At 69.1% G+C, this 15057-nt stretch carries 9 protein-coding genes; 6 read left to right on the plus strand and 3 right to left on the minus strand.

Features of this window, described 5'->3' with window-relative positions; translation table 11 throughout:
- Positions 1 to 57: 57 nt before the first annotated feature.
- Positions 58 to 1299: an MFS transporter gene (locus QF036_RS13460; protein WP_307105914.1), complete on the plus strand. Its 1242-nt coding sequence runs from the start codon at positions 58 to 60 to the stop codon at positions 1297 to 1299.
- A gap of 67 nt (positions 1300 to 1366) precedes the next feature.
- On the plus strand, positions 1367 to 3193 hold the full coding sequence (ggt, locus tag QF036_RS13465) for a gamma-glutamyltransferase (protein WP_307102593.1): 1827 nt from the start codon (positions 1367 to 1369) through the stop codon (positions 3191 to 3193).
- Positions 3194 to 3241: 48 nt separating this feature from the next.
- Here the strand turns inward: ggt and QF036_RS13470 are convergent, their stop codons facing one another.
- A complete protein-coding gene (locus QF036_RS13470) occupies positions 3242 to 3865 on the minus strand; it encodes a hypothetical protein (protein ID WP_307102595.1) in 624 nt (207 codons plus the stop codon).
- A gap of 168 nt (positions 3866 to 4033) precedes the next feature.
- Between QF036_RS13470 and QF036_RS13475 the strand changes: the two genes are divergently transcribed.
- From QF036_RS13475 to hrpB, 3 genes are all read left to right on the plus strand, one after another.
- Positions 4034 to 4765, plus strand: coding sequence for a hypothetical protein (locus QF036_RS13475; protein ID WP_307102597.1), 732 nt, complete (start codon positions 4034 to 4036; stop codon positions 4763 to 4765).
- Positions 4766 to 4940: 175 nt separating this feature from the next.
- Entirely contained in the window at positions 4941 to 6470 is a 1530-nt protein-coding gene (locus tag QF036_RS13480; RefSeq protein WP_307102599.1) for an HNH endonuclease signature motif containing protein, read from the plus strand.
- Between the two features lie 102 nt (positions 6471 to 6572).
- Complete coding sequence (hrpB, locus tag QF036_RS13485; RefSeq protein ID WP_307102601.1) at positions 6573 to 9344, plus strand: ATP-dependent helicase HrpB; 2772 nt, start codon at positions 6573 to 6575, stop codon at positions 9342 to 9344.
- Between the two features lie 33 nt (positions 9345 to 9377).
- Here the strand turns inward: hrpB and QF036_RS13490 are convergent, their stop codons facing one another.
- Both QF036_RS13490 and QF036_RS13495 read right to left on the minus strand, forming a co-directional pair.
- Positions 9378 to 10409, minus strand: coding sequence for a glycosyltransferase family 4 protein (locus QF036_RS13490; protein WP_307102603.1), 1032 nt, complete (start codon positions 10407 to 10409; stop codon positions 9378 to 9380).
- Between the two features lie 85 nt (positions 10410 to 10494).
- Positions 10495 to 12624 carry an amylo-alpha-1,6-glucosidase gene (locus QF036_RS13495; RefSeq protein WP_307102605.1) on the minus strand — a complete coding sequence of 710 codons (2130 nt, stop codon included), beginning with the start codon at positions 12622 to 12624 and terminating at the stop codon, positions 10495 to 10497.
- Positions 12625 to 12874: 250 nt separating this feature from the next.
- Between QF036_RS13495 and QF036_RS13500 the strand changes: the two genes are divergently transcribed.
- Positions 12875 to 15055: an elongation factor G-like protein EF-G2 gene (locus QF036_RS13500; RefSeq protein WP_307102606.1), complete on the plus strand. Its 2181-nt coding sequence runs from the start codon at positions 12875 to 12877 to the stop codon at positions 15053 to 15055.
- The last annotated feature ends 2 nt before the right edge of the window (positions 15056 to 15057 follow it).

Here is a 15057-nt window from a genome sequence, read left to right on the forward strand (position 1 = left end):
AAGACGACGAGAATGGGTTTCGTGCCCCAACTTCGCGCCGGGACGGACAGCGAGGCGATGAACCCGGCGGCCCGCAAGGTGCAGCGCATCTACCTGACGCTGACACTGGGCAATACCCTTGCGGCGTCGTTCATCTGGGGCATCAACACGCTCTTCCTGCTCGATGCCGGGCTCAGCAACCTCGAAGCCTTTGCCGCGAACGCCTTCTTCACCGCCGGCATGGTTCTGTTCGAGGTGCCCACCGGCGTGGTGGCCGACGGCTGGGGCCGTCGCGTTTCCTTCCTGCTCGGCACCGCCACCCTGGCCGTTTCGACGCTCCTTTACTACCTGCTGTGGCAGCTTTCCGCGGCGTTCTGGGCGTGGGCAGTCGTGTCCGTGCTGCTGGGCCTGGGCTTCACCTTCTTCTCCGGCGCCGTGGAGGCCTGGCTCGTGGACGCGCTGCACTTCTCCGGTTACGACGGCGCGCTGGAAACGGTATTGGGGCGCGGCCAGATGATTTCCGGCACCGCCATGCTCATCGGGTCGGTCGCGGGCGGCGCCATCGCCCAGGCCACCGACCTCGGCGTGCCGTTCCTGCTGCGCGTGGGCGTGCTGCTGGCCATGTTCGTGGTGGCCCTGTGGCTCATGCACGACGTCGGCTTCACCCCCGAGCACTCGGCGCGTCCCCTTCAGGCGACGCGCGCCGTCCTGGCCGCCTCCATCGAGAACGGCCTGAAGAACCCGCCCGTGCGCTACGTGATGCTGGCCGCGCCGTTCACCGCCGGCGTCGGAATCTACGTCTTCTACGCCCTGCAGCCGTTCCTGCTGGAGCTGTTCGGCGACCGCGGCGCCTACGGCATCGCGGGCCTGGCAGCGGCCATCGTGGCCGGGGCCGAGGTTCTCGGCGGCTGGCTGGCGCCGCGCTTCAGGCGCCTGGTCCGCAAACGCACCACGGTGCTGATCCTCAGCGGCGCCGTGAGTGCAGTGATCCTGGTGGCGCTCGGGTTCACCCGTGAGTTCTGGGTGGCCCTGGTGCTGCTGGCGGTGTGGGCGCTGGTGGCCGAGGTGGGGACCCCGGTGGGGCAGGCCTATCTCAACGACATGATTGACTCCAGGCAGCGGGCCACGGTGCTCAGCTTCGCCTCGCTCACGGGTTCGAGCGGGGGCGTGGTGGTGCAGCCGTTGCTGGGGCGGGCCGCCGATGTTTACGGCTACTCGGCGTCGCTGGCGTTCAGCGGAGTGATCCAGCTGGCCGCTGTGCCGTTCCTGTACGCCAGCCGCCGCCAGCGCGCCGCTGCTGATGAAGCACACGGCCGTTGAGTGTCCTTCCCCGGCGGAGTAGCGTGACCTTACCGTCAACCCGCATAACACCCACCCGGGAGCGACCATGCCATACCTGAAAAGCCGAGTAGCCGCCGTCACCACGGCCCTGGCGTTGAGCGTGACGGCGGGGACCGTCACCACTCCCGCTTTTGCTGATCAGCGGGAGACCGAAAAGACCGCCACGGCCACCGGATACGGCGGCGCCGTCAGCACCGTGGACCTGGAGGCGTCCGCAGCGGCCATCGACATCCTCCGCCGGGGAGGCAACGCGGCGGACGCCGCCGTCGCAGCCGCGGCCACCCTCGGGGTGACTGAGCCGTACAGCGCCGGAGTGGGCGGCGGCGGGTACTTCCTCTTCTACAGCGCACACACCGGCCATGTGAGCACCATCGACGGCCGTGAAACAGCGCCGGCGGCCATGCCGCACGATGCCTTCATCGATCCGAAGACCGGAAAGCCGTACAACTTCACCCCCGAGCTCGTCACCAGCGGCGTATCGGTGGGCGTGCCGGGCACGCCGGCCACCTGGGAGCGCGCGCTTGACCGGTGGGGAACCAAAGACCTGGATGACGTCCTCGAGCCGGCCATCGACGTCGCGGACCGCGGCTTCGTGGTGGACGACACCTTCCGCCAGCAGACACTCGACAACAAGCTCCGCTTTGCGGCGTTCACCTCCACCAGCAAGCTCTTCCTCCCCGGCGGTGACGCGCCCGCCGTCGGCAGTATCTTCAGGAACCCGGACCTCGCGGCAACCTATCGGCTGTTGGCGGACAAGGGTACCCGCGCCTTCTACCACGGCGCGCTCGCCAAGGAGATAGCGTCAACCGTCCAGGCCCCGCCGAAGACCAGGACCACCAAGCTGCCCGTCCCGGCCGGCCACCTGACCACAGCGGACCTCGCCAAGTACCGCGCCTTGAACCAGGCGCCCACCCACGTCGAATACCGCGGCCTGGACGTCTACGGCATGGCACCGTCGAGCAGCGGCGGCACCACGGTGGGCGAGGCGCTGAACATCCTTGAGCCGTTCGACCTCTCCGGGATGTCCACGCCCAGCGCCCTGCATCATTACCTCGAAGCCAGCGCGCTCGCCTTTGCGGACCGCGGCAAGTACGTGGGGGACCCGGCCTTCGTCGACGTTCCCACGGATGCCCTGACGGACCCGCTGTTTGGCAAGGAACGCTCCTGCGAAATTGACCCGAAGGTGGCAGCCGCTAAGCCGGTGGCCCCCGGTGACGTGGCAAATTACGACGGCGCGTGCCCGGCCGCCGCGGCGGCCCCCGCCAGCGAAAAGGACACCGAGAACATCTCCACCACCAACCTGACCGTTGCGGATAGGTGGGGAAACGTGGTCGAGTACACCCTCACCATCGAGCAGACCGGTGGGTCGGGCATTGTGGTTCCCGGCCGCGGATTCCTGCTGAACAACGAGCTGACCGACTTCTCCACGGTGTACGACCCGAAGGACCCGAACCGGATTGAGCCCGGCAAGCGGCCGCGGTCCTCGATGTCCCCGACCATCATCCTCGAAGACGGCGACCCCTTCCTCGCCCTCGGCTCGCCCGGCGGCTCGACGATCATCACCACCGTCCTGCAGACGATCCTGAACAGGGTGGACCTGGGGATGAACATCTCCGATGCCATCGCCGCTCCGCGGGCTGCGCAGCGGAACGCGGCCAAGGTTACGGCCGAGCCCGGGTTCATCGCGGCTTACGGAAAGCGGCTGATGCCGTTCGGCCACGAGTTCACACCCTCGGGTGACGCGTTCACCTCGGCAGCGGAGATCGGCGCGGCCACCGCCATCGAGTTCAAGTCCGGCGGACGCCTGGTCGCCGCGGCCGAGCCGGCCAGGCGCGGTGGCGGTTCCGCCATGGTGGTCAAACCCTCGCGGTGAGAGCCGCCGTCGTCCTTTGGAAAACCAACAGTCAGGGAAGGCGAGCCGCTACGGAACGCCGTCGGCCGGGCCCGGCAGCAGCTGCCGGTTCCTGATCTGCGACGCTCCGAACTCCACCGTGAGCGGACGGATTTCCCAGGAGCCGCTTCGTTCCCGTGAACGGCCTTCCCATGAGGGGCCCTGCGGCTTTGGCTTGCCCACAGCAACGTGGGGGCGCCATCGGGGATATCTGTAGCCCAGGGCGCGGGAGCTGAGGATGAAGTCATCGGGGTTGTCCACCAGCAGGTCGTCCAGCAACTCATGGAGGGCCTGGACGAGCCCGACCTGAAAGTCCCGCACACCCTGGGGCACTTCCACCTCGAGCCCGGACACCCTGCCGCCGCCCAGCAGGACCAGCCGCTCCGCTGTTCCGGTGAAGCCCTCCAGCACGGGCAGCGCGCGCAGCCAGTCGGCGGTTTTGACGGCGGCCGCGGCGGGGTCAGTGGCGCCCTTGGTCCAGTCCGCAACGTCCGCGGCGAAGTCCTCCAGTATGCCGATGTGGAGCAGGGTCATGTGCAGGCCCTGCGGCCTGCGCAGCCCGTCCGCGTAGGCGGCCAGCTGTTCATAGTCCGCGGGTTTGGCGCCGACGCTGAGGACCGGAACCTCGACCGTGATGCGCGGAAGCCTCAGCATCCGGACCTCCCTTGCCCCTGGCCGCCGTCGGAATTCTTGCCTCTCGATCATGCCATTATGCGCCTCATAGGGTGCCCCAAGGTTTTCCCAACTTCCGGAGCCGATCATGGCCCGGGGTGCAAGCTGGATGGCTACGGAGACTAAACCGAACAACAGTGAGGACATGCCATGGGCGAGCTACGGAAACTCGGCACGATCGGAAGCCTTGGGCTGCTGCTGTCGGGCAGCCTGATTTTCGGTTCATCACAGGCCGCACTGGCGGCGACCTGCCGTCCCGGAACGGCAGTCCCGGTGAGCAACCTCGGGGGCAAGGTGCTGACTGCCACAACTTTTGAGGGCAATACCATTGCGCCGTTCGTGGCCACTCGGTCAGGCAACGGAATTGTGGCCGTGGCCAGCCCGAGGGCCCATACTGGCACGTGTTCGGTCCGGTTGCGGGCGACCGATACCATCGGGTCCGTGGCGAACATGGGGTACGGCCTGGAGGCCGGCACGAAGAGGGCCAGCGCCGACGCCTGGGTCAACATCGTGTCCGGCGGACTCCGCGGAAACAACGTTCCCTACGTGCGGTTCTTCTCCGGCGGGACGCGCATCGCCGACGTCTTCCGCGACAACGCCACGGGCACGCCCTGGCTGCGGACCACCAATCCCAACGGGACGTTCTCCTACACCAAACTTCTGGCCCGGAATATGACCCTGAACACCTGGCACCATGTGCAGATGCAGGTCAGGTCCAACGGCGACAAGTCCTCCATCGAGATCTGGCTCGACGGCGCCCAGGTGTTCTCCAACAACCGGGTTGTCCTCGGCGCCACGAGCCTGAGCAAGGTGCAGTTCGGAGCCGAGCACCCGCGCCAGATGGGCGACAGCTACATCGACGACGTCGTGGTCCGGAGGTAGGGCCGCGTTGGAGTCCGCAACTGGGTCGCAACACAGGGCGTTCCCACGGCTGGGAACGCCCTGAACTGCCACCCAGTTCTCGTTCTCCATGGGATCAAAAAAGAGTTTTCGATCCGCCCCGCATGTGGTGCACTATCCAGCCATAAATGTCACAGCCCTCTGTCATTCTGTGGGTATGGATAGCGCGGCGGTTGTGAAGACGTTGGAGGCCATCGGTGCCTCCGCTCTTTCGCTGGCTGCTGAGCTTCGCGGGGCGGCTGATCCGGGCACGGCGGGCGCGGGTCCGCAGCCGGATGGTGCGGATCCAGTGGCGGATCAGGCGGATGCGTGCCTGGACGGGCTGGCAGATCTGGCTGGGATGGAGGCCCGGCTGGCGGCCGTGAAGGTGCACCTCGCTGCCGGTTTCGCTGAGGCGGAGGAGGCCATGACCCCGCCTGACGCGTCCGTGCAGGACCGCACCGTCCGGCGGATGTCCGTGACCGCGGAGGTTGCTGGCGCCCTGACCGTCAGCGAAGGGTCGGCGGCACGGCTTCTCGCCGAATCCGCGAAGCTGAGCACGGACCTGCCGTTGACGCTGGCCGCCCTTCAGGCGGGGACTGTGTCGTGGCAGCACGCGCGGGTGATGTGCGATGAAACCGACGGGCTGGATCCGGCGGCCGCCGCGGCGTTGGAGGCGCATTTCCTGGACCCGCACGCGCCCAACCCGGCGCGGGGGTGCCCGGCCGGGGAGCTGACACCGGGCAGGTTCCGGGCCAAGGCACGGTATTGGCGGGAGCGGCATCACCCGGTCAGCATCGAGCCCCGCCACACCAAGAGTGCGAAGGACCGGCGGTTGGAGTATGTCCCGGACCGGGACGGCATGGCCTGGCTCTCGGCGTATCTGCCCGCGGACCAGGCGGCCGGGATCTGGGACCGTACCACCGCCGCCGCCCGCGCCCTGCAGGGCCCGGCAGAGTCCCGGACCCTGACCCAGTTGCGGGCCGATGTCGCCGCCGCCTGGCAGCTGGGCGGGATGGCCGAAGGAATCCCGTCCCCGGCGGCGCAAGTCCTGGTCACCGTCCCGGTATTTTCGCTGCTCGGTGCCGGCACCGAACCTGCCACGCTGGACGGGTACGGGCCGGTCCCGCCGTCCATGGGCCGTCGGCTCGTCGCCGACGGCGGGACATCATTTCTGCGGGTCCTGACCGACCCGCGGGACGGGGCACCGCTGGAAATCGGCCGCACCAGCTACCGGCTCACCAAACCGATGCGCCAATGGCTGCACCTCAGGGACGCGCGCTGCACGTTCCCGAGCTGCAACAACCACTCCCTGGACAACGACGCCGACCACATCCTGGCCTGGGCCGACGGCGGGACCACCGGCATCACCAACCTCGGCCAGCCATGCCGCAAACACCACCGACTAAAACACAACACCGCGTGGAGACCGGTCGGCGCCACTCGGGACGCACCACCGGGCTGGATCTCACCCTCGGGTCGGTCCTACCCCGCCGAATACCAGGACTGGGAACCACCACTATGGCCGGAACCGCCGCCTGGCCAAGAATGGCAATGGCTGCCGGACTGGTTGGACCAGGGCCGCCCCGAACCTCCGGAACCTCCCGACGACCTTGACGGTGTTGAGAGCCCGATGGCTTTCGACAACGTTGAACAACCGCTGCCAGTGGATCCATGGCCATACTGGTCATCATCCACAGCAGCCTAGGAAGACACTCCGCCCGTAGCTGCGGCAGCCATCGGGCCTGCCACGCAGTCGTCCAAGCCTGCCCGTGTCAGGTCCCATGCCTGCCACCGGCACAATGGAAGGGTGACTTCCGCACCTCGCCCGCAATACGCCCCAATCGACGCCCTGGGCCATTCCGCGCCGTTCAACCTGCAGGCCATCGGCTCCGGGCTGGTCTTTGCGGAGTCGCTCGGGGAGCTGGCCGGGGTGTTGCGAGAGCAGGGCGCCGGCGGAGCCGCTGTAGTTCAGGCTCCGCCCGGCACCGGCAAGACAACCCTGGTTCCCCCGCTGGTTGCAAATCTGGCACAGGCTGCCGCAGGCAACCGCAAGTCGCGCATCGTAGTGACCCAGCCGCGCCGGGTCGCTGCACGGTCGGCAGCGAGGCGCCTCGCTGACCTCGACGGGACAAAGCTGGGGGACAGGGTGGGCTACACCGTCCGCGGTGAACGGCAGGCGGGCCCGGCCACCCTCATCGAGTTTGTGACGCCGGGCATCCTGCTGCGCCGCCTGCTGGCTGATCCAGGCCTGGAGGGCACCGCCGCTGTCATCCTCGATGAGGTGCACGAGCGCGGCCTGGAAACCGATCTGCTGCTGGGCCTGCTCGGCGAGGTGCGCCAGCTGCGCGGCGACCTCATGCTCGTCGCCATGTCCGCCACCCTCGACGCGCCGCGGTTCGCCGCGTTGCTCGGCGCGGACCCCGGCGGGGAACAAGCCCAGGCGGCCGACGGCGGCGGGCCTGCTCCCGTCGTCGACTGCCCCTCCGCTCTTCACCCGTTGGAAACGGCCTGGGCGCCGGCGCCGGCGGCGCGACTGGACGGACGCGGCGTGACGCGCCTCTTCCTCGATCATGTCGCGGACACCGCCGCCGAGTCCCATGCGGAAGCCCTCGCCGCCGACCCCGGCATCGACGCCCTGGTGTTCGTGCCGGGCGCATGGGAGGTGTCCCACGTGGCCGGCCGGCTGCGCACCCGGGTGGGTCCCGGCGTCGAAATCCTGGAGCTGCACGGCCAGGTCAGCCCCGCGGCCCAGGATCGCGCCGTGTCCGGCCGCAAGCCCGGGGATCCCGCCCGGATCATCGTGTCCACGGGGCTCGCCGAATCGTCGCTGACGGTGCCCGGCGTCCGGCTGGTGGTCGACGCCGGGCTCTCCCGCGAACCCCGCCGCGACGCCGGCCGTGGCATGACCGGCCTGGTGACCGGCTCCTGTTCCCGGGCCTCTGCGGAACAGCGCGCCGGACGTGCAGCGCGGCAAGGGCCGGGGAAGGTGGTCCGCTGCTATGACCAGAAGACCCTCGGCGCAGCACCTGCGCACCAAACGCCCGAGATCGCCGTGTCCGACCTGACAGGCGCAGCCCTGATCCTCGCCTGCTGGGGCTCACCCGGCGGCCGCGGGCTTGCCCTTCCTGACGCCCCGCCGCAGGCTGCGATGGGTGACGCCGTCGAGGTGCTGCGCGAGCTTGGTGCCGTGGCGAAGGACGGCCTCGCCACCGACTTGGGCAAAGCCCTGGCGCGCATTCCCGCCGACCCCCGCCTGGGACGCGCCCTCCTGGTCGGCTCGGCGTTGCTGGGCGGAGGGTATGCCGGCCACACTGGGTCCGGGAGAACTGGGAACGCGACTGCGGGCAACGGGGTTGCGAGTAACAGGCTAGCGGCGGAGGTGGTTGCCGCCGTCGCCGGGGACCAGCGCGCCACCGGGGCCGATCTGCCCCGCCTGGTGTCCGCCCTCCGCTCCGGCAAGGATCCGGCATCCAGGCGATGGGCCGATGAGGCACGGCGGCTGGACACCCTGGCGCGCCAGGCGGGGTCCGGCGTCGGGCTTCCCTCCGTCGATGTGCCAGTGCTCGACGTGCCGGCGGGCACCGCCGAGCAGATCGGTCTGGTCGTCGCCCTGGCGTTCCCCGACCGGGTGGCCCGCCGCGTCCCCGGAGACGGGCCGGAACGCTATCTGCTGACCTCCGGCACGCGGGCCGGCCTTCCCGCCGGCAGCCCGCTTGCTGGACACGAGTGGCTGGCGGTGGCCGAAGTTGCCCGGGCGGGTGGGCGGGACGCCGCCGGGACGGGCGCGGTGATCCGCTCTGCCGCGCCGCTAACGGCGGACACGGCCGAGGCCGCCGCGGCGCACTTGCTGCTCGACTCGGTGGAGGCAACGTTTGGCCAGGGCCGCGTGACGGCCCGCAGGGAGCGGCGCCTTGGCGCCATCTCCCTCTCCTCCACGCCTGTGCGGGCGTCGGCAGGTGAAGGTCGCGCCGCCGTCGCCCGGGCTTTGGCGGAGCAGGGGCTGGGAGCCATCGGATGGTCGACGGCGGCAGATGCGCTGCGCCGCCGGCTCGCCCTGCTGCACCGGGAACTGGGCGATCCTTGGCCGGACATGTCCGAGCATGCTTTGCTGGCCCGGCTCGACGACTGGCTTGGTCCGGAGCTTGAGACGCTGGCCGGAGGGGCCGCGACCTCCGGCATTGACCTGACGGACCCGCTGCGGCGGCTGCTGCCCTGGCCCGATGCCGCCCGGCTGGGCGAGCTCGCCCCGGAATTTCTGGAGGTGCCCAGCGGCTCCCGCGTCAGGATTGACTATCCGGCGGCCGGGGATGACGGCGGCAGGCCGGTGGTGGCCGTCAAGCTTCAGGAATGCTTTGGCTGGGACCGGACGCCGCTGCTCGCCGGCGGTCGGGTGGCGGTGCAGTTCCACCTGCTGTCGCCGGCCCGGCGGCCGCTGGCCGTCACCGACGACCTTGCCTCCTTCTGGTCCGGCCCCTACGCGCAGGTCCGAGCGGAGATGCGGGGCCGCTACCCCAAGCACCCCTGGCCCGAGGACCCCTGGACCGCGACTGCGACCGCGCGGACCAATACGCGGAAGTGATTGCCGCGCGGATTGATTACCGCACGGAAGTGACTACCGCGTGAAAGTCACACCGGTCAGGCGTGAGTAGAGGGCCAGATGGGCTTCGACCATCCGCTCGGTGCTGAAACGGTCTTCGGCCTGGGCGCGTACTGCCCTGCGATCCAGGGTCCCAGCGCGCAGCAGCAGCCCGGCCAGGTCCTCCAGCGACGAGGCCAGGTAGCCGCTGACGCCGTCGTCGACGATCTCCGGCGCTGACCCCACCGGCGTGGCCACGACCGGTGTGCCGGTGGCCATCGCCTCGATCATCACCAGCCCGAACGGCTCCATCCACTGGATGGGATTGAGCAGAGCGGTGGCTTCACCGAGCAGTTCGTACTTCTCCGCGCCGCCCACCTCGCCCAAAAACTCCACGTCCGGGCCCTGCAGCGGCTTCACAACATCGCGGTAGTACTGCATTTCGGCCGGTTCCCGCATCTTCGCCGCTATCCGGAGCGGAACCCCCGCCAGCTGCGCCACCCTGATGGCCTCCACCACGCCTTTGTCGGGGCACATCCGGCCAAGGAAACACGCATAGCCGCCCTGCCCGTGGCCCACCGCAACCGCGGCCACCTCCATGCCGTGGGGGATGATGGCCGCGACCCGGTCTGCGAGCACGTTGCTGACCTGGCTTTTGGAGATGGCGATCAGGGCTGTGTCCCGGGCTGCCGCGCCATAGACGGCGGCGAATGAGGGGTTCAGGTCGCTGTGAATCGTAGTGACCACCGGCAGCCCCTCGGGTCGGCCCCGGTAGAGCGGGCCGGCGAGGGTGTGGTCATGGACCAGGTCCACCATGCCGTCCATCCCGGCGTACGCGTTGATCACGTGGCTGAGTTCCGAGGAGGTGAATCCCACGAGGTCGGGTTCGGAGGAGCGCATCCCGGGCAGCCGTTCGACCGGGCAGGTGCTGTCTGCCGCGGCGGCGAGCAGCACCTCATGGCCGGCTCGGGAAAATCCCCTGGCCAGGGCGTCGACCACCAATTCGATGCCTCCGTAACCGGCCGGAGGAATCGGATACCACGGCCCCGCAATTAAACCGATACGCATCCGCAGCTCCCGTGTTGTCCGGATGTTCTGAGACCGTCTTAACTACTGAGACCATTCAGTTGTAGGTGGGACCAGGCGCCAGCTCTTACGGTGCCATCAAACGCTCCAGCGGCGGTCGGGGCTCGCTGAGCAGGGTCACGCCCTGCGGCAGGCCCTCAATGGACCCTTCGCTGCCGGCGGCGCTCACGGTAATCCGGAAAGAGTCCATCTGCACGTTGTCCGCACGGAAGCTGCCGAACTCAGCCGGCAGTACCGGTGCCAGGCAGACCTCCCCGCGGGGAAGCAGGGGATCGAAACGCAGGAGAGTCCGCATCAGGTGCACCGGCGCGGCCGAAGCCCAGGCCTGCGGCGAGCAGGACGTGGGGAAGGGGACGGGCTCCGGGAAATCGTCCCGGGAGAATCCGCAGAATAGTTCCGGCAGGCGCCCGTCGAACTGTTCAGCGGCGTCGAACAGGCCGGTGGCAATGCGCGTGGCCTCGTCAACGAACCCGTACCGCATCAGCCCGGCGGCCACCAGCGCTGTGTCGTGCGGCCACACCGAACCGTTGTGGTAGCTGACCGGGTTGTAGGCTCCCATGTCCGAGGCGAGCGTCCGGATGCCCCAGCCCGTGAACATCTCCGGGGACATGAGCCGCTTGGCCACCAGCGGCGCTTTGTCGGCGTCGACGATGCCCACCCAAAGGCAATGGCCCATGTTGGACGTGCAGGCATCAACCGGGCGCTTGTCCTTGTCCAGGGCCACGGCGAAGTATCCCTGCTCGGGGAGCCAGAACTTCTCGTTGAACTCAGCCTTGATGTCCGCGGCCCGGGCGTTCCACTTGGCGGCGCTCTCCTCGTCGCCCAGCTGCTGGGCGAGAAGAGCGCGCCCCAGGTAGGCGCTGTAGACGTAGCCCTGCACCTCACACAGCGCGATGGGGGCCTCCGCCATCCGGCCGTCGGCGAAGTTGATGCCGTCCCAGGAGTCCTTCCAGCCCTGGTTCAGCAGTCCGTGCTCGTTGGCGCGCTGGTACTCCACGAAGCCGTCGCCGTCGCGGTCGCCGTAGTGCTCCACCCATTCCAGGGCCCGGTCCGCGTGCGGCAGGAGCGAGTCCAGCAGGTCGCCCGCCAGCCCCCAGCGCCCCAGCTCCGCCAGAAGCGACACGAACAGGGGCGTCGCATCCGCTGTGCCGTAGTACGCCTGGCTGCCGCCGAGTGCCAGTCCAGCGGTGACCCCAAGCCGTACTTCGTGCAGGATGCGGCCCGGCTCCTCCTCGGTGTCCGGATCCACTTTCTCTCCCTGCAACGAGGCGAGAGTCTGGAGGGTCCCGGCTGCCAGCTTCGGATCCACGGGCAGCGCCATGTAGGAGGACAGGATGGAGTCCCTGCCGAACAGTGCCATGAACCACGGGGCGCCGGCGGCGACGGCGGCCCGGTCGGGGTGCTCGGGGTCGAAGATCCGGAGGGCACCCAGGTCCTCCTGGCTGCGGGTCAGGACCTTTTCCACGTTCCTGTCCGTCACGGTGAGCCGGGGAACATGCTCCTCCCAGGCGGCGTAGCGCTGCGCGCCCACGTGCGGAGCCGTCTCGTGAGTGAAGGGCTGTTCCGGTCCGGCGCCGTCAACCAGGGGGGTGGTGAACACGCTGCCGGTCCACGAACCGCGGGGGGCCAGTTCGGCGTCGAACGTCAGGGCATCCTCGGTGACCGTGGCACCGGAGGCGCTGATGACCACGCCGCGGTGGATGCCGTTGCGCATGGCGTCAATCTGCAGTGCGTCTGCCCTGACCTGCCGGCTGTGCTCGGCGGACGGCACCACCTTGCCGCCTTTGACGTCAAACAGGTCGCTCAGGTCCGCGTCCACCTTGATTTGTATCCGGCAGGTCCGGGATTGTTCCGAGTAGTTGCGGACCTTGATGTCGTCACGCAGGCCGGGCCCGACCTGCCGGCTGTGCTCTACCACCAGCGGGCTCTCCACGGCACCGTTGGCCCCGCGGGGCCTGCCGACGAACACCGCCCGGTAGGGTTCCCGGGTCTGGCCGGACAGCGGTTCCAGGCCAACGCCGTCGACCGTCAGCTGCCAGCGGGACAGAATCCGCGTGTCCTGGTAGAAAGCGCCCTGGGGCTGCCCGGGAAACACGTCCCCGCTCTCGGCGGAGATGCAGAAGGAGGAACCTTCCACCACGGTCACCGCTGTCAGGCCGGATGATCCTGCACCGATATCTTCATTCCACGCACTCATCGACCGCTCCCTGGCGACTAGTCGGATGGCATGGGCCGGCCCGTGCGGCCACGTTATCCATCGTCCCCCTACCTGGATGACGCCGCAACGGGTTATTGCCTGCCGGCGGTAACGGCTCCGGAAAGCCGCGCCGCCGCGCCGCCGGACTGGCGCCGAGCGCCCGGACCCCTTGCTGATCAGCAGCTTTGGGTGTCGAATCTTCTTACTAAGGCCGCTTGGCGGCTCACGACTAGCACGCCGGGAGATGGTCATGTCGGTAAAGGGCACTAACGGCCGGGGCAAGGGTCCGGGCCGCGGCAGTTCCGATCTCCGGCGGGCGGACGCGTCAGCCGGAGCCCCGGTGGACAGGCCGGAGGGCATCCGCAACGTCGCGCTGGTGGGACACTCCGGGGCCGGCAAGACCATGCTGCTCGAAGCCCTGCTCGCAGCCACCGGGACCATCCCGCGGATGGGCTCCATCGTTGACGGCAACACGGTCAGTGATGCGGAACCGTCCGAGATCCACCAGCAGCGCTCCGTGGTCCTTTCCGTGGCGCCGCTGATTTACGACGGCGTGAAGGTGAACCTGCTGGACACACCGGGCTACGGGGACTTCACCGGAGAGCTGCGTGCCGGGCTGCGCGCTGCCGACGCGGCACTGTTCGTGGTGTCGGCCGTGGACGGGGTCGATGCCGCCACCACCGCCCTGTGGGCGGAATGCGCCCAGTTGGATACGCCCCGGGCCGTGGTGATCAGCCGGCTTGATCACCCGCGGGCGAATTTCGACGCCGCCCTGGCCGCCTGCCAGCGCGCCTTTGGCCAGTCGGTGGTGCCGGCCTACCTCCCGGTCCGCACGAACGGCAGTGTCACGGGACTGCTGGGGCTGCTGTCCGGGCAGGTCTCGGAGTACGACGGCGAATCCCCGGAGCCCTCGGTCCGTAAGGCGAGTGAGGATGAGCTCGCCGCCGCGGAGTCCGAGCGCGGCGCGCTGATCGAGGGCATCATCTCCGAGAGCGAGGACGAGTCGCTGATGGACCGCTACCTTGGAGGCGAGGACATCGACGTCGACGTCCTGGTGGGCGACCTCGAAACGGCTGTGGCGCGTGGATCGTTCTTTCCCGTCCTGGCGACGTCGGCTGAAAAGGGACTGGGGATCACGGAGCTGCTGGACATGGTGACCCGGGCGTTTCCGACACCCCTTGAGCGTGCCGTGCCGGACGTGACTGACCTTGCCGGCCAACCGGCCGGGCCGCTCTCCTGCGACCCCGACGGACCGCTGGCCGGTGAGGTGGTGCGCACCACCATGGATCCGTTCCTGGGACGGGTCTGCCTGGTGCGCGTCTTTTCCGGCACGCTGCGGGAGGATTCGGCCGTGCACGTCAGCGGCCGCGGCCTGGCCGAACGCGGGCACGAGGACCACGACAGCGATGAGCGCCTCACCCACCTCTACTCCCCAATGGGGGCAAGCCTGCGGCCCGTCCCGTACTCCGTCGCCGGCGACATCTGCGCCATCACCAAGCTGGGCAGCGCGGAAACGGGCGATACCGTGTCAGCCAAGGATGACCCGCTGCTGATCATCGCCTGGGACATGCCCGAACCGCTCATGCCGGTGGCCGTCGAGGCCGCCACCCGCAGCGACGAGGACGCCCTCGCCAAGAGCCTGGGCAAGGTGGCCGCGGGTGACCCGACCCTCCGGGTGGAACGCAACTCGGAAACCCACCAGCTCATCCTGTGGTGCATGGGTGAGGCGCACGGTGAGGTGATCCTGGACCGGCTGCGCGACCAGGGCGTGAAGCTGCAGACCGTGCCGGTGGTGACGCCGCTGCGCGAGACCTTCGCCGCGCCGGCCGCCGGGCACGGGCGCTACGTCAAGCAGTCCGGCGGCCACGGCCAGTACGCCATCTGCGACATCGAGGTGGAGGCGCTCGAACGCGGGGCGGGCTTCGAGTTCGTGGACAAGACCGTGGGCGGGGTGGTGCCGAACCAGTTCATCGGCTCGGTGGAGAAGGGTGTGCGGGCGCAGATGCAGAAGGGCGTTTCCGCAGGATTCCCGGTGGTTGACATCCGGGTGACCCTCGTGGGCGGCAAGGCCCACAGCGTTGACTCCTCGGACGCCGCGTTCCAGTCCGCCGGCGCGCTGGCACTTCGCGAGGCTGCGGCCGCCGGCCGCATCCAGCTGCTGGAGCCCGTCTCCGCCGTCACCATCAGCATCCCGGACGAATACGTCGGGGCGGTCATGAGCGACCTTTCCTCACGCCGTGGCCGGCTCACGGGCACGACGTCGTCCGGCGGGGATGCCACGGAAGTTACCGCAGAGGTTCCGGACGGAGAACTCCTCCGCTATGCGGTCCAGTTGCGGGCGCTGACTGCGGGCACGGGCCGGTTCCGCCGCAGCTACCTGCGGCACGAACCGGTCCCGGGCAACGTGGCGCCGGCGGCGGCGCACGCCTGAAA

Origin of the sequence: Arthrobacter globiformis, assembly GCF_030817195.1 — a bacterium.
Classification (GTDB): Bacteria; Actinomycetota; Actinomycetes; order Actinomycetales; family Micrococcaceae; genus Arthrobacter; species Arthrobacter globiformis_D.

Excerpts from the sequence above, each read along its gene's own strand:
- QF036_RS13460 (WP_307105914.1), top strand. The coding sequence starts at position 58 with ATGAACCCGGCGGCCCGCAAGGTGCAGCGCATCTACCTGACGCTGACA.
- ggt (WP_307102593.1), top strand. The coding sequence starts at position 1,367 with ATGCCATACCTGAAAAGCCGAGTAGCCGCCGTCACCACGGCCCTGGCG.
- QF036_RS13470 (WP_307102595.1), bottom strand. The coding sequence starts at position 3,865 with ATGCTGAGGCTTCCGCGCATCACGGTCGAGGTTCCGGTCCTCAGCGTC.
- QF036_RS13475 (WP_307102597.1), top strand. The coding sequence starts at position 4,034 with ATGGGCGAGCTACGGAAACTCGGCACGATCGGAAGCCTTGGGCTGCTG.
- QF036_RS13480 (WP_307102599.1), top strand. The coding sequence starts at position 4,941 with ATGGATAGCGCGGCGGTTGTGAAGACGTTGGAGGCCATCGGTGCCTCC.
- QF036_RS13490 (WP_307102603.1), bottom strand. The coding sequence starts at position 10,409 with ATGCGTATCGGTTTAATTGCGGGGCCGTGGTATCCGATTCCTCCGGCC.
- QF036_RS13495 (WP_307102605.1), bottom strand. The coding sequence starts at position 12,624 with ATGAGTGCGTGGAATGAAGATATCGGTGCAGGATCATCCGGCCTGACA.
- QF036_RS13500 (WP_307102606.1), top strand. The coding sequence starts at position 12,875 with ATGTCGGTAAAGGGCACTAACGGCCGGGGCAAGGGTCCGGGCCGCGGC.